The organism is Sporosarcina sp. PTS2304, assembly GCF_003351785.1.
Lineage (GTDB): Bacteria > Bacillota > Bacilli > Bacillales_A > Planococcaceae > Sporosarcina.
Genome location: NZ_CP031230.1, coordinates 3,376,537 through 3,393,719, shown reverse-complemented (window position 1 = coordinate 3,393,719; position 17,183 = coordinate 3,376,537). Strand labels below are relative to the sequence as shown.

Genomic DNA, 17,183 nt, shown 5'->3' with positions numbered 1-17,183 from the left:
ATTGATTTCGAGGTCTCTCAATGACTCAAACCAGATGTATTAACTTACTTTCATCGTACCATATTTCTAGTAGATTACAACTAGTAGGATTTGTATATTTTTTATTGACAATTATAAAGACCGCTATTATGCGTATATAGTAATTCTACACATCTGCTTTTTGCGCTACATTTTCATTTTTCCATTTTTGTCGGGTGGCTTCTCCTCCGCGTAAGTGACGGATGGATTTATGATACGCGAGAATTTCAGCGACTTGTTTTGAAAGGCCGGGATCTACATTCGGCAGCCGCTCGGTCAAATCTTTGTGAACTGTACTTTTGGAATAGCCGGTCGCATTGGCTAACGCGCGCACTGTCAGTTTTGTTTCAATTAACAACTTACCTAGACGTACGCAACGCCTTCTAATTTGCTCGTGCACGCCCTCTTCCTTTCTCTTTTCACTCCTTTTCGGTATGTTATTGTATGCGAGCCTTTAAGAACATATGAAAAAGCCATTCCGGGGGCTGGAATGGCTTCATGTGAACTATATTAGAATGCTAAATAATCATGTGGATTTACTGCTACGCCATCTTGACGAATTTCAAACTGCAAGTGAACACCCGCTTCTGGATTCCACTCATTTTGTGTAGTTGTCGCAAGCACTTGTCCTTGCTGTACTTGATCGCCTTCCTTTACAAGCACTCCAGTCAACGAACCATACACAGTCGTTTTACCGTCCGCGTGTTTCAGCCTGATTTCAGTACCTTTAAATGAATCTACGATTACTTTATCGACTGTCCCACTCATGGCAGCGACAACTTCGAAAGGTTCCCCTTCCATCGATAGTGAGAGACCTGTGCTCGTCACATAAGACTGTTTGAATACGAGTAAAGCCTTTTCACGGACTGTTTCATCTGCTTCGGGATCATAAAATTCTTGTAAAATAGCGACTTGATCTACTTGGTCTTCATGAAATGGATACTTCAATGTTTCTTTTATTGCATTTGTTTCTACCGTGTCATTTTCTTTTGGCTGATCAATCTTTGCTACTTCAGACGGTGCAGCATCTTCCGTTGTCAGTGCAGAGTATCCCCAAACCATACCGATGAATAGGAGCGCGACGCTCGTATAAATGGCAGGCCAGAACCAGCCGTTTTTCATTTTCTTCTTCTCCTGAGAAGGGGCCTTTGGTTTTTCTTCTCTCATGTTCATCACCTCACTTGCATTGTGAGCAAGTTAAGGGGATTTTAAACATTCGTCTTCAGGTAAATTTATTTTTTGTATAGTAGTGCCTGTATAATAATGGGTGACAATTTGTTCTGCGGTCCAACCTTTTTGGGCGAATGCCTCTGCTCCATACTGACTCATCCCGACGCCGTGCCCATATCCAACAGTCGTTATATGGACAATTTGATTGTTCACGTCATAAGCGATATTGAAATCGGTTGAAGCTAAATGAAGTTTTTCCCGAACTTGTCGACCACTCGTTTCATATTGTCCTGCAACAATTTTTTGTACGCGCCCTGTCTGGTTTCTTACTAATTGGAGTTCGCGGAATTGATTGGCATCCCAGTTTAATCCGAGCTTGCGGTTCCATTCCGTTAAGGTTACTTGCTGTTGCCGCTCGACGGCGGGCGCTACCTTTTCTTCACCTGGACTTTCGACGCTTTGCAAATACTCTACCGGATTGCCGCTAAAGTTTTGAGCCGCTTCCGTTTTCCCGTTAGAAGTAGAGAAGAACATGGCAGAGATGATTTCCTCTCCATGAACGATAATATCTCCTTTCGTCGCTTCTGCTGCCATTCTAATCTTTTTCTCATTCTCCTTATAAGATTTCCCCCAGCGTTCCTTCCGTTCAGCTTCTGTTCGATATACTTGTGCAGAGACGTCTTTCGCAATCGGCTTGGCGCCTTTATCTGTATTTCGTGCAGCATACGTACGTGCCGCAATCACTTGCGCTTTCAACGCCTCTTCATGAAAAGTAGCCGGCATCTCTCCCGCAACTACACCTACTACATATTCTTCAAGTGGTAATGGTTCGTCCACGCCAATCACCGTTATCATAATGTCGCAATAGCTCTCCTTTCGTTGGTCTACCAGTTGACGCTCTGGCGCTTGTCTCGCAAGTAGTGGAATAGAAAATAAAGTAAGAATGATGAATAAAAGGAGTAGTTTTTTGTACATACTGGACTATATGCGTTTTTTTTATGAGGTATTCCTTGGAGGGATGAATTATGAGGTGTAGTAGGGTTTGGGGTCGCTCATTGAATGGAGTGATGCGATCATAGAACGGGGTATTCCGCTCATTGAACGGCGTGATGCGATCATAGGGTGGAGAATTCCGCTCATTGAATGGCATGATGCGCTCATAGAACGGGGTATTCCGCTCATTGAATGGCGTGATGCGATCATAGAACGGAGACTTCCGCTCATTGAACGGCATGATGCGCTCATAGAACGGGGTATTCCGCTCATTGAATGGTAAGCGTCAAAAGAACCACACCTTTAAATGAGATGTGGTTCTCTTTATACTAGATAAGTATATATGTTGATTTATATTCCTTCTTTACCTTGATAACACTGTTCAGGCAAAGTCGAAGACCAAGGCATCAGTTGTTCCAACTGTTCGTCATCTGCCAGATCTAAGTTAGGCAGCTTTTCAAGAAGATACGTTAAATAGTGAGGGACATCCAGCTGGTTTTCTTTCGCAGTTACGATCAGGCTGTACATTCTTGCGCTCGCTGTTGCGCCTCTAGGTGTGACCGAGAAGAGCCAGTTCTTTCGGCCGATCACAAACGGCTTGATGCTTCGTTCGGCACGGTTATTATCTATCTCCAGATAACCATCTAGAAATGGCTGCCTCAATTTCTTTTCCTGATTGACGGCATATGTTAGCGCCTCACCAAGCTTGCTTTTCGGCAGTACATCTATTCGGACAGTTTTTACCCAGGCGAAAAAAGCCTCCACTAGGGGCTCAATTTTTTTCTTGCGTACCTCAAGCCGTTCGGAAGGAGTAAGCTCCTTTATTTCTGATTCCGCTCCATAAATCTTGCCGATTTGATTGACTGCTTCCTCTGTCAGCGTACGCCGCCTCTTCGATTTTTTCGGAATGGCGCGCAGGGCTTCATCAAACTTTCGGCGCAGATGTGCCCAACAGCCTGATAGCCGTACACTTTGCAGGCTTTCATAAGCTTTATAACCATCTACATGAAGCGTACCGGCATAGCCTTCCAGAAATTGTTTCGGGTATTCCGATCCCCGACCAGGCTGGTAGTCATATACCACGCAAGGGACATCAAACTTCCCGGTACGGTACAGCCACATATAGGAAGTGGCAGAGGGACTACGTCCTTTTTCACGCAAGACCTGCACACTGGTTTCGTCTGCATGAAGGTAGTCGGCTGACAAAATACGCTGTCGCATATTCTCATAGAGCGGTTCAAACCACCGATCGGACACATTCATTAACCAATTGGAGAGGGTCTGCCTTGAAAGCGGCGCGCCTGCCTGTCGAAAAACTTCCTCTAACCGATAGAGCGGCATGCCGAACAAGTATTTTTGAGTAATCAAAAATGACAGGATCGAGGGCGAGGCCATACTTTTTGGCAATACCGGATTGGGCATTGGTGCCTGAACAATCGGTGTCTGGATGCCTTCTTGATCGCAATGCCTGCAGGCATAGACTTCCCGTTCGTGTTCGACGACTTTCACTTGTGCTGGGATAACCACGAGTTCGCGGCGAACTTCTTTTTTCATGACATGCATTGGGTGACCGCAATCTAAACAAGCCTGCTCCTCTGGGGGCAAGCTGTATGTCACACTCTCCACCGGCAGATCGGCAGAGAAAGTCGTGCGTGTTTCCCGTGGAGTTTTTTTCGCAGGTGAAGATCCCGAAATCACCTCTTCAGGTTCTGAAGATGGTTCAGCAGAAGCATCTAGCAGTGCTTCTGCTTCATTAAACAATTCCATCTCCATCTGGCCTTTCGGTGCCTTTTCGCTGGAGCGTCCAAATTTCTTACTTTTTTTCAAACGAAACTGCTCCTCGTACCAAGACACCAAAGCGGACAATCTCGCGACTTCTTGTTCCAACACAGTTACACGGTCATTCTGTTCAGTTGTATGGGATGAGATCTTCTGATTAGTTTTCATAAAAGTAAAATTCGCCAAAAGCTGACAAAGTCCTTCTGCTTTTTAAAAAAACTTTGTGATTTATACGATTTTGTTTCCGAGTATACGGGGGAAGACTTTTCCTTCTTCAATAGTCAATCCATCGAGCATCCATTGAAGCTGGCGCGGGCTGATAGACGTGGTTTCTTGTTCTTGGCCGTCAGGCCAGTGAAAGCGGCCAGTTTCCAGTCGCCGGTAGTACAACCAGAAGCCATTGTAGTCCCAGTGTAGGATTTTTAAACGGTCGCGATCCCGGTTACAAAAGATAAATAAATTGGAGGAACACGGATTTGCCTGAAAGGTTTCCTGCACCTTCGCAGACAGACCATCAATGGACAGCCGCATATCCGTTGCGCCATGTGCCAGATAAATCCCCTGAATACCTTCCAGATTAATTCGCATCAGCCAACACCTCCAGTAACTCTTGTACCAGTTCGCGGTCGAAGCCGCTGCTGATCACCAATTTGTAGTCCCGATAATGAAGATCTACTGTGGAAGAAGGGAGGGCGACCGCAACAGATGACCAAGTGGTTTTGGATTCCAAAAATTCTCCTTTGCGTGTATCCTCCGGAGAGAGCCGCCTCCGTGCTTTTGCGAATTGATCATAGGAGAAATCGCTTTGTCTTCTGACCCACTCGGCCATATTTTCTCCACTTCGTCGCCACTCTTCGATGATTTCTGTCCATTCCAAATCGGTTTTACTGTGCTCAGCCAAGGGCTGAAGGGTTGGTTCATTCATTTCTCTACTTCCTTTCCAATAAGCTAGTCATAGTTTCTCATTAAAAGAGGAAGAGAGGAATGTGTCCTTCTTTTGACGCTTACATTGAATGGCGTGATGCGATCATAGAACGGAGACTTCCGCTCATTGGATGGCATGATGCGCTCATAGGGTGGAGACTTCCGATCATAGAATGAAGACTTCCGCTCATTGAATGGCATGATGCGCTCATAGAATGGCGTGATGCGATCATAGAATGGAGACTTCCGCTCATTGATTCCAACAAAAAAAGCCATGAACAGTGGAATGTTCATGACTTTTTGGATTATGCCAGTTGTGATTCTGTAATTTCTTGTTCTGTTGAAACGCGTGTAATATCTGCGCCTAGTGCTTTTAGTTTCTTGTCGAAGTCCACATAGCCGCGATCTAAATGGATAAGTTCGGTTACTCGTGTCACGCCCTCAGCAACGAGTCCTGCTAAAATCAGTGAAGCGGCTGCGCGTAAATCAGTTGCTGCGACTTCCGCTCCTTGAATTTTAGAAGGTCCTGATACGATGACAGAACGTCCTTCAATTTTCACGTCTGCGTTCATGCGGCGGAATTCTTCCACGTGCATGAAACGATTTTCAAATACCGTTTCTGTTAATACACCAATTCCTGTTGCCTTTAGCATCAATGCCATCATTTGTGACTGCATATCGGTTGGAAATCCTGGATGCGGCATCGTTTTTAAGTCGACGGCCTTCAATGGATGTTTCGCAGTGACGCGGACACCTTCATCCAATTCCGTAATGACTACGCCCATTTCAGTCAGTTTAGAGATTAAAGCAGTCGAGTGTTCAGGAACTGCATTTTCGATTACTATATCTCCTTGAGTGATGGCAGCAGCTACCATGAACGTTCCCGCTTCGATACGGTCTGGAATAATGTGGTGTGTTGTTGCATACAGTGTAGGAACACCTTCAATACGAATATTGTCTGTACCTGCACCGATTACTTTTCCACCCATTTCATTGATGAAGTTCGCTAAGTCAACGATTTCCGGTTCTTTTGCTGCGTTTTCAATCACTGTTGTACCTTCTGCCAATGCTGCTGCCGTCATGATGTTCTCTGTTGCACCCACACTTGGGAAATCCAAATAAATCTTTGCACCTTTTAATCGTCCGTTCACTTTCGCTTCAACATGCCCATGCCCAAAAGTAATCTCCGCACCCATTGCTTCGAAACCTTTTAAATGTTGATCGATTGGTCTTGATCCGATTGCACAGCCTCCTGGTAATGCGACACGAGCAAATCCGTTACGAGCCAGTAACGGACCCATTACTAAGATGGATGCGCGCATTTTACGTACAAACTCAAATTGTGCCTCATCTGCCAGTCTGCCGCGTGAATCTACAATGACTTCATTTCTTTCTGGGTCATGTGTAATTTTCGCATTCAAGCTCTTAAGCACTTCATTGATTGTCCGGACATCTGAAAGACTAGGAACGTCACGAATGACATTCACTCCCTCAGATGCCAATAAAGCAGCAGCCAATATCGGTAATACCGCGTTTTTCGCACCTTCTACACGTACGTTCCCTTGTAAAGTCCGTCCGCCATTAATAATAATTTTTTCCACCAGTAGCCCCTCCGAGTCCAATTTATCCTTCTATCCACAGCCAGTTATTAGAAATCATCCATACGTATTTTCAATATTTTGTTTAAATTATGGTTTAAATAATTACTTTACTTGTAAAACATATACTATTGTACCTTGTAAAACTTCACTAGACAAGTAACTTCTGGCGCAATTACCGTGTATTTCTCGCGTGTTTCAGTATATGTGACGTTTCGACAGATTGTGATTCAACTTTTTAACAAAAAAATGAACCATAGTACGTTTCATACCCTATTTTCTTTTCATGTACACGTTTTTGAAGAATTTTTTTATTTCTTGTTCTAATGTCTTGATTTCTTTCAGCTAGAGTTCTATTTCCTACGACTATTTTTTAAAGAGCTTTAGCTGAAGGAAATCAAAACCAAGTAGCCCATCTTCCTGACCAATAGGATATGTCTAAAAAGAATTTTGATACTGTGCTACCAATTGTAATACTTAACAAAATAAACAAAAGTTGTGTTTGGAACACACGGTTTTTTCGAATAATAGCTTCTGGAAGAATAGCTTGTAATGCATAGAAACTAATACCTATAAAAAATATATGTGACACAATGGCGAGTAACGGATTGCTGCCTAACATACTGTCCATTGAATATCATCCTTTCTTTATAAAAAAAAGGACGTACAGAAACAATATCTGTCCGTCCTTTTTTTATACTATATTATGCACGTTGCTCGTACACTTGCATACGGTTGATGGCACGCTTTAAATCAAGTTCAGCAAGGCGCTGATTCAGATCGTCTGATTTATTCTTCAAATCATTCTCAGCTTTTTCTGCTGCTCTTTTTGCACGAGCGATGTCAATGGACTCAGCCATTTCCGCACTTTGCGCAAGCACAGTAACCACTTCGGGACGGACCTCAATGAAACCTCCGTGGACTGCGACAGTTTCTGTCTTACCATCTGTTTTCAGGCGAAGTGCACCAATTTGAAGTGGTGCTACCATAGCGATGTGGCCGGGAAGTACCCCAATCTCACCAGCTTCGGTAACTGCAATCACCATGTTCGCTTCCATTTCACAAACAGGGCCGTCGGGAGTGACGATATTCACTTTGATTTTACTCATTTTTTTCCCTCCTGGTCCCTTTTCTTAGACTTCTACGCCCATGCCTTTTGCTTTTTCGATAACTTCTTCGATACGTCCGACTAAACGGAATGCATCTTCAGGTAAATGGTCATATTTACCTTCTAAGATTTCACCAAAGCCTTTGATTGTTTCAGCAACTGGAACGTAAGAACCTTTTTGTCCTGTAAATTGTTCAGCTACGTGGAAGTTTTGAGACAAGAAGAACTGAATACGACGCGCACGGTCAACAACTTGCTTGTCATCTTCGTCTAATTCATCCATACCTAAGATTGCGATGATATCTTGCAATTCACGGTAACGCTGAAGTGTAGTTTGTACTTCACGTGCTACACGGTAATGTTCTGCTCCAACGATTTCTGCACTCAATGCACGTGAAGAAGAAGCTAGTGGATCAACAGCTGGGTAAATACCCATCTCTGATAGTTTACGCTCCAAGTTCGTTGTTGCATCTAAGTGAGCGAAAGTTGTTGCCGGAGCTGGATCCGTATAGTCATCCGCTGGTACATAGATTGCCTGGATCGATGTAACTGATCCTTTGTTTGTTGACGTAATACGCTCTTGTAACTGACCCATTTCTGTAGCCAATGTCGGCTGGTAACCAACCGCAGAAGGCATACGTCCAAGTAGAGCGGAAACTTCAGAACCTGCTTGTGTAAAGCGGAAGATGTTATCGATGAACAATAGAACGTCTTGTCCTTGCTCATCACGGAAGTGCTCAGCCATAGTCAAACCAGAAAGTGCTACGCGCATACGTGCACCAGGTGGCTCGTTCATCTGACCAAATACCATTGCCGTTTTCTTGATAACACCTGAATCTGTCATTTCAAAGAACAAGTCATTTCCTTCACGAGTACGCTCTCCAACACCTGCGAATACGGAAATACCACCGTGTTCTTGTGCGATGTTGTTGATCAACTCTTGAATTAGAACTGTTTTACCAACACCGGCACCACCGAAGAGACCGATTTTACCACCCTTGATGTATGGTGCAAGCAAGTCTACTACTTTAATTCCAGTTTCAAGAATTTCTACCTCTGTAGAAAGGTGTTCGAATGTTGGTGCAGAACGGTGAATTGGATCACGTTGTGAATCAGCCGGAACTGGCTCAGCAAGGTCAATTTCCTCACCTAGTACGTTAAATACACGTCCGAGTGTAACGTCTCCGACTGGAACAGAAATCGGTGCACCTGTATTTACTACTGGCGTACCACGTTTCAGACCATCTGTCGAGGACATCGCAATCGTACGAACTGCATCGTCACCAAGGTGAAGTGCTACTTCTAGAGTCAAAACTTCGACTACTCCATTGGAACGATCGATGTTAACCTTCAATGCATTATAGATCGCTGGAAGCTGACCGTTTTCAAATTTCACGTCAACAACTGGACCCATAACTTGAAGAATATGTCCATTACTCATGCTTTTCCCTCCTGTCTTACTTACCATCAAATGATTTATTCGAGTGCTGCTACGCCCGCTACGATTTCAGTGATTTCCTGAGTAATCGCTGCTTGACGTGCACGGTTAAATTGTAATGTTAACGAATCAATTAGTTCAGACGCATTGTCTGTTGCCGTCTTCATCGCTGTCATACTGGAAGCATGTTCGCTCGCTTTTCCATCCAGTACTGCTCCATAAATGAGACTCTCCGTGTATTGAGGAAGAAGTGTTTCGAGAATCGCTTCAGCTGAAGGCTCGAACTCATATGATGAAGTTGCAGATACGGATGAAATATCTGTGAGTGGAAGCAATTTACGTTCAGTTGCTTCGTTGGAGATGGCGGAGATGAAGTGGTTGTAATATAAGTACACTTCATCATAAACGCCTTCTGTGAACATGCCAACAGCCCGATTCGCGATATCTTTTACTTCTTCAAAACGAGGATGATCCGAAAGACCAACCAAACTTTCTTCAATTTGGAAACCTAGACGACTGAAAAATTCCAATCCTTTTCGACCGATTGCGATAATGACCACTTCGTCTTTTGACTTGTGGCGCTGTTCGATTGCACGGGTAACTGCACGGAAAATATGCGCGTTGTATCCCCCTACCAATCCACGGTCAGAAGTGACTACGATATACGCAGTTTTCTTTACGGGACGTGCAGTTAGCATTGGATGCCCAGAATCTTTTGTAACGGCTGCAATAGCACCTACTACTTCTTCTACTTTATCCATGTAAGGAACGAATTTCTTCGCGTTCACTTCTGCACGGTTTAGTTTGGAAGCAGAAACCATTTGCATGGCTTTCGTAATTTGACTCGTCTTTTTTGTTGAAGCAATACGGCTTTCTATCTCGCGTAAGGACGCCACTGGCTATTCACCACCTTTATTTTAAGATTTATTCAATCTTACCTTTAGTGAGTGCTTCCAATTGTAGGCACTCACTAGAGGTTTTATGTGAGTTCAGAAAAATTATGCTTCAGAAACTACGAAGTTTTTCTTGAATTCGTTAAACGCCGCGCTCATGATATCATCTGCTGGAAGATCTTTTGTCGTACGGATGTGATCATATACTTGCGTGTGATTGGATTCTAACCAGCTAGTGATTTCACTTTCAAAACGCAATACGTCTCTTACTGGAATATCGTCAAGGTAGCCGCGTGTCAGCGCATAAAGACTGATTACTTGGTACTCGACTTTCAACGGCTTGTTCAAGTCCTGCTTCAAGATTTCAACTGTACGCTGACCGCGGTCTAGTTTCGCTCTTGTTGTTGGATCTAGATCCGAACCGAATTGTGAGAATGCTTCAAGTTCACGGAATGCAGCCAAGTCCAAACGAAGTGTACCGGCAACTTTCTTCATCGCTTTAATTTGCGCTGATCCACCTACACGGGATACGGAAAGACCTGCGTTGATAGCAGGACGTACGCCTGAGAAGAATAGATCGGACTGAAGGAAGATTTGTCCATCCGTAATTGAAATTACGTTTGTTGGGATATAAGCAGAGATATCTCCGGCTTGTGTCTCAACGAACGGCAATGCTGTAATTGAACCTGCTCCTAGTGAGTCATTCAACTTTGCAGCACGCTCAAGTAGGCGGCTGTGTAAGTAGAAGACGTCTCCCGGATATGCTTCACGACCTGGAGGACGACGAAGTAGCAAGGAAAGTTCACGGTAAGCTGCTGCTTGTTTAGATAGATCATCATAAACGATTAGCACGTGTTTGCCTTCGAACATAAATTCTTCTGCCATCGAAATACCTGTATACGGTGCTAAGAAGAGCATTGGAGACGGGCTTGATGCAGATGCAGTGACGACGATTGTGTAATCAAGTGCACCGTTTCTGCGTAGAGTTTCAACTACTCCACGAACAGTAGATTCTTTTTGACCAATGGCAACATAGATACAAATCATGTCTTGATCTGCTTGGTTTAGGATTGCGTCAATCGCAACAGTTGTTTTACCTGTTTGACGGTCACCGATGATTAATTCACGTTGTCCACGACCGATTGGAACAAGAGCGTCAATCGCTTTGATACCTGTTTGCAGTGGTTCGTGAACTGATTTACGCGCCATTACACCCTGTGCAGGGCTTTCGATAGGACGAGTTTTTGTTGTGTTGATCGGACCTAATCCGTCAACTGGTTGTCCAAGTGAATTGACGACACGGCCGATCAATTCTTCTCCGACTGGTACTTCCATAATACGACCTGTACGACGAACTTCATCGCCTTCTTTAATGTCTGTGTATGGCCCAAGGATAACGATACCTACGTTGTTCGCTTCCAAGTTTTGTGCCAGACCCATTACGCCGGTAGAGAACTCAAGAAGTTCCCCCGCCATGACATTGTCGAGGCCATGAGCAAGTGCGATACCGTCACCTACACGGATTACAGTACCTACTTCACTTACTTCCATTTCAGACTGATAATTTTCGATCTGTGATTTGATCAGACCGCTAATTTCCTCAGCTTTGATGCCCATGTATGTCACCCCTCTTAATTCAAATTAATTGATTAATTGACGTTCAAGACGCGCCAGCTTTGCGCTGATGCTGCTATCGATAATTTGGTTACCTATTTGAAGGCGAATGCCTCCGATTAGGCTTGGATCGATAATATTTTCGATGCTCAATGACTGTTTTCCAACTTTATGTGCGAATGCAGTAGAGATAGCTTGGCTTTCCTCTTCGCTTAGTGGACGCGTAGAGTAGACTTTTGCTTCAGCAATTCCAGAAGCTTCGTTAGCGAGTTCTTGGAAATCATTTATAAGATTTACTGTTTCTCCGATACGACCTGCGTCGATCAGTACATAAAGTGTGTTCAGTACTAATTGATTTGCTTCACTGAAAAATTTTCCAATGAATTCTTTCTTTTGCTCTGGAGAGAATTTTGGAGAGATTAGTAACTCGCCAAATTCCTTTTCTTCTTCAAATACCTTTTTCAACTCTTTTAGATCTGCTTGCACAGCAGAAGTTTGTTGCTTTTCCTGTGCGGCTTCAAACAATGCAACGGCATAACGTTTTGCGATTACCGATTGGCTCATCGCCCTTCGCCTGCCTTCACAATCGTTTCTTCGATCAATGCGCGGTTATCTTCTTCAGAAATTTCTTTCCCAAGAACTTTAGACGCAGCCAAGATAGAAAGAGATACGAATTCTTCGCGAACTGCTGCAACTGCTTTCTCTTTTTCTGTAGCGATTTCGAGAGTTGCAGATTCTTTCATGCGGTTTACTTCAGCGCGTGCAGCCGTAATCAGCTCTTCACGTTGAGTCTCACCTTGTTTCTTTGCTGTTTCAACGATAGATTGTGCGTTATCGCGTGCTTCTTTCAATAGAGCACGTTGTTCTTCAAGAAGCTTTGCAGATTCTTGACGGCTTTTTTCGGCTTGCTCGATCTCCGTAGCGATTAATTGCGCCCGTTGATCCATCACACCCATTAACGGACCCCATGCGAACTTCTTTAGAAGTACCATGAGAATCGTGAAAAATAGGACAGTGACGATGATGTCACCTAAGTTGAGTCGCTGGTTTAAACTAGCTAAAAATCCTGCGTCAGCATTTGCTGTTAAAAGAACGAAGGTATCCAACACGATTGTTTCACTCCCTTCAAGAGCTCATGACTCTTACGTTTCTTACGCCAAATTGGCATTCTATGTTTAGTTAAATCATTCATATGTTTATTGACATAAAGCAATGGCGAAGACCTATAATACGTACTTCGCCATATGTTGCAAAAATTATTTATTCATTACGATAAACGCAATAACAGTTGCGATGATTGGAAGTGCCTCTACCAATGCAACCCCGATGAACATTGTTGTTTGAAGAACGCCGCGTGCTTCTGGTTGACGAGCGATCCCTTCAACTGTCTTAGAAACGATCAAACCGTTACCGATACCTGCACCAAGTGCACCTAGACCAACTGCAATAGCTGCTGCTAATAAACCCATACCCATTGTGTATTTCCTCCTAATATTTTGTATAGTTTTGTTTTGGTTCCCTATAAATAGGGTAGTTATATGTTTAGTGGTCTGTGCTGACTTTGTGAGCCATATAGACCATCGTTAACATAACGAAGATAAATGCTTGGATTGCACCGATGAACACGGAGAAACCTAGCCAAGCGAGTGCTGGAATCACAGCTCCGGCTAAACCGAAGATACTGGATGCACCGAGTGTTGCAAGTAAACCGATTAAGATCTCACCTGCGAAAATGTTACCGTACAAACGAAGACCGAGTGTCAACGTATTTGCAAATTCCTCAATGATTTTCAATGGAGCTAAGAAAGGAATTGGCTGGAAGTACGTTTTAAAGTACCCTCCGATACCGAGCTGCTTGATACCATAGAAGTGTGTTAACGCAACAACTGTAGAAGCGAGGGTTAACGTGATAACTGGATCGGCTGTTGGAGATTTCCACCAAAGCTCATGATCCCAAACGACTGCAAATGGCAATCCTAACATATTTGCTACGAAGACAAACATGATTAAGGTAATACCGAGCACGTGGAAGCGGCCTCCCGTTTTCCAGTCCATGTTGTTTTTAATGATGCCTTTAACGAAGTCCATTACCCACTCCATGAAGTTTTGCATGCCCGTTGGTTTCATCTGAAGCCTGCGAGTAGATGCAACTGCAATCAAGAAGACGACTAGACACGTCACAAACAGCATTAAAATATTCGAAGGGTTAAACCCGATTCCGAATAAATCAAAGTGTGGATTTTCATGATTCACGTTTTTGTTCACCTCCCCTTGCTAGTAAAGTGTCAATGCTTCAAATGGAACAGCAGATGACCAGTAAACAATAGTAGATACGGGATCATTAAACCGATCACCGTACTGATCAGATCAAACTCTTCCGGCAGTGCTAGTGCAATGGCGGCTGCCGCTACACCCGATGCAAAACGCAAGCCCATACCTAATGACTTCGCACGCTTTTCTTCCACAATGGAACGGTCAAACCTTTCCATTCGGCGAACTAAAATCCAAAAGTTATACATTCCGAAAACTGAGCCTAAAATAAGTCCAGCGAAGATTGTCCGGTAGTCCAGTACTAGCCAACCGAGCGCAAACAATGCGAGCAAAAAAAAGAAGCTCTTCTTTTGCCGACTAAAAATTTCTGCCATACTTTGCATTGTCTGTGATTCTCCTATTTCGTATTTGGATTTGAGTGATCGTGGTGAAGTGTTCAGTAGTTCTCTCGATGTTTGTCGAACAGATTCAGACATTGGCGTTTTGATCATGTTTCAACAAAATAGATTTCTTGCATAGAAATCTGGAAATTGTAAGTGAAACGTCGAGTTGTTCACCAGGTAGCGTTGTTTAGTGCGACACTGATAAAATGGTGAGCAGACGTTCATGGCGTGAAGATTAGAAACCTCGAAAAACATCATTTCTGTTATATAGATATGTATGAGTTCCTTATCAATCTTACCCTTTGTTAGCATACAATAGGGTGTTTTTTATGTCAATTGATTCTAGTGAATTAATTCACAATGCGTTCTCTTTGTCAAAGGTTCGACATATTTGTTTTTAACGTGTTTTTCACAGTTTATTTGATACTTTTTTATAAAAATAGGAGTAGGATAAGTGACTTCTCCAATGTGGTGTAGCAAAGTAGTGTACGTGTTAGGATTCTCCCGAGAGAAACCGGACGCTTTCCAGAGGGGACGCGGCCGTCCCCTCTGGAAAGTGTATCGTCTGGAAGCGCAAGCCACAAGATATTCCAAGGCAGCCTCACTCCATCCAAAGTCGTTCGCTTATTTCTATCGTCTAACTTGCTTTTAAATGAATGATTTATACACATATAATTGGCATGCGTAAAAGAGTATAGTTTCTTTCTATTATATAGAACCCAAAAACAGCAAACGACGATGAAGTCATTTGCTGTTTTTTTAGTTACAGTAAAGGCAAGTGTTTTAGTAGCGACTCTACAATGCGTTCTGAGGCATGTCCGTCACCATAGGGATTATGCGCTTTGGACATTTTTTCGTATTCAGCAGGATCGGATAATAACGTGTCAGTTAGACGGAAGATCGTTTCTTCTTCCGTTCCTGCCAACCGTAATGTTCCTGATTCGATACCTTCAGGGCGTTCTGTCGTATCTCTTAGTACGATCACCGGTTTTCCAAGAGACGGAGCTTCCTCTTGAATGCCGCCAGAATCTGTAAGAATAATATGCGAACGCGCTGCGAAGTTATGAAAATCTAATACTTCTAGAGGTTCGATTAAATGTACACGTTCATTGTCCCCAAGCAATTCATCCGCCACTTCACGCACCGCAGGATTCATATGAACAGGATAAATGACTTGAATATCTTCATATTTATCGAGTAATCGGTTAATCGCACGGAACATATTACGCATCGGCTCGCCAAGATTTTCACGTCGATGAGCAGTCAGTAAAATTAAGCGATCTTCACCGAGCTGATCAAACATTGGGTGATGATATGTCGGATCTACTGTCGTCTGCAACGCATCGATTGCAGTATTTCCCGTCACGAAGATTCGTTCTGCATTTTTTCCTTCATTTAATAAATTCTGTGCCGATTTTTCCGTCGGTGAAAAATGAAGATCCGCGATGACGCCTGTTAGTTGCCGGTTCATCTCTTCAGGGTATGGGGAATATTTATTCCACGTCCGCAGCCCCGCTTCCACATGACCTACCGCGATCTGATTGTAAAATGCTGCTAAACTTCCGATAAACGTCGTTGCTGTATCGCCATGCACGAGCACGATGTCGGGTTTTGATTCTTTCATAATCTTATCCAATCCTTCAAGGCCCCGTGTTGCTACATCGATCAATGTTTGACGGTTTTTCATAATATTTAAGTCATAATCTGGTGTGATGTTGAATGTTTCCAACACTTGATCGAGCATTTCACGATGTTGCGCAGTGACGGTGACGATTGACTCGATTTGATCAGGATGTTTTTCCAGTTCCAGTACGAGCGGAGCCATTTTTATCGCTTCCGGTCTTGTACCGAAAATCGTCATCACTTTCCATTTCTTAGTCAATGATTTTCCCTCCATTACTTCGTGCCAAATAAACGGTCGCCCGCATCTCCAAGTCCAGGCACGATATAGCCGTGTTCGTCCAATTTCTCGTCAAGCGCTGCAATGTAGACGTCTACATCAGGATGTGCTTCCGTTAGGACTTTTACGCCTTCCGGTGCAGCGACTAGGCACATAAACTTAATGTTAACAGCTCCACGCTTTTTCATGGAGTTGATCGCTTCAACCGCTGTACCGCCTGTCGCAAGCATCGGATCTACTACGATGAATTCACGTTCGGATACGTCAGAAGGTAGCTTCACGAAATATTCGACAGGTTGTAATGTTTCGGGGTCGCGGAATAATCCGACATGTCCTACTTTTGCTGCCGGGATTAAATCGATAATGCCATCCACCATACCGATTCCTGCACGCAGGATAGGAACAATTCCTAGTTTTTTTCCGGCTAAGATACGGGATTTCGCTTCGCAGACTGGTGTCTGGATCGTAATTTCTTGTGTTGGAAGATCGCGTGTGATTTCGAAAGCCATTAGTGTCGCTAGTTCGTTTACGAGTTCGCGAAATTCTTTCGTTCCTGTATCGGCTTTACGTATAAATGTCAGTTTGTGCTGGATTAATGGATGATCAAATACATGTACTTTTCCCATTCGTATCGCTCCTTTTCGGAATATCTTGTACATTATAACAGATATTCAGCGATAGTCATACGCGAAGTGACTATGGTGATTGGATGGAATGAGGCTGACTTGGAATGTCTTGCGGCTTGCGCTTCCAGACCGTACTTTGTGTATACAAGACAGTTAAATAGTTCTTTGTAGGGGGTGAAGACTACGTGGGCTTGTCAGGTACTTTATGTTTGTTTATTAGATGGGGCAAGGCTGAATTGAAGAGTCTTGCGGCTTGCGCTTCCAGACGATACGCTTTCCGGAGGGGACGCGGTGGACCTCGCAAAAGTGCGCTGCGAGTTACACCTGTCGTCCTGATCCTCCCGGAGTCGATCGCCTTCCAGCTCCAGCCATACTTTGTGTAGGCAAGACAGGTTGATCACTCTTTGTAGGGGATGAAAGACCAAGTAAGTAGACTTGTCTGATACAATGCTACCGTTTTTGAAGTTA

General features: G+C 43.7%; 20 protein-coding genes. 1 reads left to right on the top strand and 19 read right to left on the bottom strand.

Going from position 1 to position 17,183, the window contains the following annotated elements; genetic code table 11:
* Positions 1-145 precede the first annotated feature (145 nt).
* The 3 genes from DV702_RS16345 to spoIID form a co-directional block, all read right to left on the bottom strand.
* On the bottom strand, positions 146-418 hold the full coding sequence (locus DV702_RS16345; protein WP_114925713.1) for a sporulation transcriptional regulator SpoIIID: 273 nt from the start codon (positions 416-418) through the stop codon (positions 146-148).
* 110 nt (positions 419-528) lie between these two features.
* On the bottom strand, positions 529-1,185 hold the full coding sequence (locus tag DV702_RS16340; RefSeq protein ID WP_240315648.1) for a M23 family metallopeptidase: 657 nt from the start codon (positions 1,183-1,185) through the stop codon (positions 529-531).
* A gap of 30 nt (positions 1,186-1,215) precedes the next feature.
* On the bottom strand, positions 1,216-2,163 hold the full coding sequence (gene spoIID / locus DV702_RS16335; RefSeq protein WP_114925711.1) for a stage II sporulation protein D: 948 nt from the start codon (positions 2,161-2,163) through the stop codon (positions 1,216-1,218).
* A 67-nt stretch (positions 2,164-2,230) separates the two neighbouring features.
* On the opposite strand from spoIID, the gene DV702_RS16330 reads away from it, so the two are divergent.
* Entirely contained in the window at positions 2,231-2,464 is a 234-nt protein-coding gene (locus DV702_RS16330; RefSeq protein ID WP_114925710.1) for a hypothetical protein, read from the top strand.
* Between the two features lie 68 nt (positions 2,465-2,532).
* Here DV702_RS16330 and DV702_RS16325 read toward each other — a convergent pair whose 3' ends face one another.
* From DV702_RS16325 to upp, 16 genes are all read right to left on the bottom strand, one after another.
* The gene (locus DV702_RS16325) at positions 2,533-4,128 is read right to left on the bottom strand and encodes an IS66 family transposase (RefSeq protein ID WP_114925709.1); all 1,596 of its coding nucleotides are present in this window, start codon (positions 4,126-4,128) and stop codon (positions 2,533-2,535) included.
* 60 nt (positions 4,129-4,188) lie between these two features.
* Positions 4,189-4,548: an IS66 family insertion sequence element accessory protein TnpB gene (tnpB, locus tag DV702_RS16320; RefSeq protein ID WP_114925708.1), complete on the bottom strand. Its 360-nt coding sequence runs from the start codon at positions 4,546-4,548 to the stop codon at positions 4,189-4,191.
* Positions 4,538-4,885 carry an IS66 family insertion sequence element accessory protein TnpA gene (locus DV702_RS16315; protein ID WP_114923005.1) on the bottom strand — a complete coding sequence of 116 codons (348 nt, stop codon included), beginning with the start codon at positions 4,883-4,885 and terminating at the stop codon, positions 4,538-4,540. The genes tnpB and DV702_RS16315 overlap by 11 nt, the downstream gene beginning before the upstream one ends.
* 304 nt (positions 4,886-5,189) lie before the next feature.
* The gene (gene murA / locus DV702_RS16310; RefSeq protein ID WP_114925707.1) at positions 5,190-6,485 is read right to left on the bottom strand and encodes a UDP-N-acetylglucosamine 1-carboxyvinyltransferase; all 1,296 of its coding nucleotides are present in this window, start codon (positions 6,483-6,485) and stop codon (positions 5,190-5,192) included.
* A 394-nt stretch (positions 6,486-6,879) separates the two neighbouring features.
* A complete protein-coding gene (locus tag DV702_RS16305) occupies positions 6,880-7,113 on the bottom strand; it encodes a DUF1146 family protein (protein ID WP_114925706.1) in 234 nt (77 codons plus the stop codon).
* A gap of 73 nt (positions 7,114-7,186) precedes the next feature.
* The gene (locus tag DV702_RS16300) at positions 7,187-7,591 is read right to left on the bottom strand and encodes a F0F1 ATP synthase subunit epsilon (RefSeq protein WP_114925705.1); all 405 of its coding nucleotides are present in this window, start codon (positions 7,589-7,591) and stop codon (positions 7,187-7,189) included.
* A gap of 24 nt (positions 7,592-7,615) precedes the next feature.
* Positions 7,616-9,031, bottom strand: a complete 1,416-nt coding sequence (gene atpD / locus DV702_RS16295) for a F0F1 ATP synthase subunit beta (protein WP_114925704.1) — start codon at positions 9,029-9,031, stop codon at positions 7,616-7,618.
* 35 nt (positions 9,032-9,066) lie between these two features.
* Positions 9,067-9,924 (bottom strand): ATP synthase F1 subunit gamma, encoded by an 858-nt coding sequence (atpG, locus tag DV702_RS16290; RefSeq protein ID WP_114925703.1) that lies wholly within the window; start codon positions 9,922-9,924, stop codon positions 9,067-9,069.
* A 102-nt stretch (positions 9,925-10,026) separates the two neighbouring features.
* Positions 10,027-11,538 carry a F0F1 ATP synthase subunit alpha gene (gene atpA, locus DV702_RS16285; RefSeq protein WP_114925702.1) on the bottom strand — a complete coding sequence of 504 codons (1,512 nt, stop codon included), beginning with the start codon at positions 11,536-11,538 and terminating at the stop codon, positions 10,027-10,029.
* A gap of 24 nt (positions 11,539-11,562) precedes the next feature.
* Positions 11,563-12,099, bottom strand: a complete 537-nt coding sequence (locus DV702_RS16280) for a F0F1 ATP synthase subunit delta (protein ID WP_114925701.1) — start codon at positions 12,097-12,099, stop codon at positions 11,563-11,565.
* Entirely contained in the window at positions 12,096-12,647 is a 552-nt protein-coding gene (atpF, locus tag DV702_RS16275) for a F0F1 ATP synthase subunit B (protein ID WP_371682766.1), read from the bottom strand. The genes DV702_RS16280 and atpF overlap by 4 nt, the downstream gene beginning before the upstream one ends.
* A gap of 144 nt (positions 12,648-12,791) precedes the next feature.
* Positions 12,792-13,004 carry a F0F1 ATP synthase subunit C gene (gene atpE, locus DV702_RS16270; protein ID WP_029053447.1) on the bottom strand — a complete coding sequence of 71 codons (213 nt, stop codon included), beginning with the start codon at positions 13,002-13,004 and terminating at the stop codon, positions 12,792-12,794.
* A 73-nt stretch (positions 13,005-13,077) separates the two neighbouring features.
* Complete coding sequence (gene atpB, locus DV702_RS16265; RefSeq protein WP_114925700.1) at positions 13,078-13,788, bottom strand: F0F1 ATP synthase subunit A; 711 nt, start codon at positions 13,786-13,788, stop codon at positions 13,078-13,080.
* 32 nt (positions 13,789-13,820) lie between these two features.
* Positions 13,821-14,189 carry an ATP synthase subunit I gene (locus DV702_RS16260; RefSeq protein ID WP_114925699.1) on the bottom strand — a complete coding sequence of 123 codons (369 nt, stop codon included), beginning with the start codon at positions 14,187-14,189 and terminating at the stop codon, positions 13,821-13,823.
* Positions 14,190-14,952: 763 nt separating this feature from the next.
* On the bottom strand, positions 14,953-16,071 hold the full coding sequence (wecB, locus tag DV702_RS16255; RefSeq protein ID WP_114925698.1) for a non-hydrolyzing UDP-N-acetylglucosamine 2-epimerase: 1,119 nt from the start codon (positions 16,069-16,071) through the stop codon (positions 14,953-14,955).
* A gap of 14 nt (positions 16,072-16,085) precedes the next feature.
* Positions 16,086-16,715: a uracil phosphoribosyltransferase gene (upp, locus tag DV702_RS16250; protein WP_114925697.1), complete on the bottom strand. Its 630-nt coding sequence runs from the start codon at positions 16,713-16,715 to the stop codon at positions 16,086-16,088.
* Positions 16,716-17,183: the final 468 nt, after the last annotated feature.

Excerpts from the sequence above, each read along its gene's own strand:
- DV702_RS16340 (WP_240315648.1), bottom strand. The coding sequence starts at position 1,185 with ATGAGAGAAGAAAAACCAAAGGCCCCTTCTCAGGAGAAGAAGAAAATG.
- spoIID (WP_114925711.1), bottom strand. The coding sequence starts at position 2,163 with ATGTACAAAAAACTACTCCTTTTATTCATCATTCTTACTTTATTTTCT.
- DV702_RS16325 (WP_114925709.1), bottom strand. The coding sequence starts at position 4,128 with ATGAAAACTAATCAGAAGATCTCATCCCATACAACTGAACAGAATGAC.
- tnpB (WP_114925708.1), bottom strand. The coding sequence starts at position 4,548 with ATGCGAATTAATCTGGAAGGTATTCAGGGGATTTATCTGGCACATGGC.
- DV702_RS16315 (WP_114923005.1), bottom strand. The coding sequence starts at position 4,885 with ATGAATGAACCAACCCTTCAGCCCTTGGCTGAGCACAGTAAAACCGAT.
- DV702_RS16305 (WP_114925706.1), bottom strand. The coding sequence starts at position 7,113 with ATGGACAGTATGTTAGGCAGCAATCCGTTACTCGCCATTGTGTCACAT.
- DV702_RS16300 (WP_114925705.1), bottom strand. The coding sequence starts at position 7,591 with ATGAGTAAAATCAAAGTGAATATCGTCACTCCCGACGGCCCTGTTTGT.
- atpD (WP_114925704.1), bottom strand. The coding sequence starts at position 9,031 with ATGAGTAATGGACATATTCTTCAAGTTATGGGTCCAGTTGTTGACGTG.
- atpA (WP_114925702.1), bottom strand. The coding sequence starts at position 11,538 with ATGGGCATCAAAGCTGAGGAAATTAGCGGTCTGATCAAATCACAGATC.
- DV702_RS16280 (WP_114925701.1), bottom strand. The coding sequence starts at position 12,099 with ATGAGCCAATCGGTAATCGCAAAACGTTATGCCGTTGCATTGTTTGAA.
- atpE (WP_029053447.1), bottom strand. The coding sequence starts at position 13,004 with ATGGGTTTATTAGCAGCAGCTATTGCAGTTGGTCTAGGTGCACTTGGT.
- DV702_RS16260 (WP_114925699.1), bottom strand. The coding sequence starts at position 14,189 with ATGCAAAGTATGGCAGAAATTTTTAGTCGGCAAAAGAAGAGCTTCTTT.
- upp (WP_114925697.1), bottom strand. The coding sequence starts at position 16,715 with ATGGGAAAAGTACATGTATTTGATCATCCATTAATCCAGCACAAACTG.